We start from the raw sequence: 213 nt of genomic DNA on the forward strand, positions 1-213 counted from the left end.
ACGCCGTCTCCTCGGTGAACGACGGCTCCGGCGACGACGCGTACGGATCGCTCGGCTGCGACGGAACGGCCTCCGCGGACGGGCTCGCGGCGACCGCCGGCCCGTCCCCCTCGTCCCCTCCCCCGACCACCGACGTCAGCACCAGGCTCACGGCGACCCCGACGACGGCGGCCCCCACCACCACGGACCACACGAGCCGACGGCTCACCCCGC

1 pseudogene is annotated in these 213 nt (G+C 76.5%); it reads right to left on the reverse strand.

The annotated features are described in order from the left end of the window. Positions 1-213 (reverse strand): annotated as a pseudogene (locus GFH49_RS39235) (hypothetical protein); the annotation flags it as partial.

Origin of the sequence: Streptomyces blattellae (assembly GCF_009709555.1) — a bacterium.
Lineage (GTDB): Bacteria > Actinomycetota > Actinomycetes > Streptomycetales > Streptomycetaceae > Streptomyces > Streptomyces blattellae.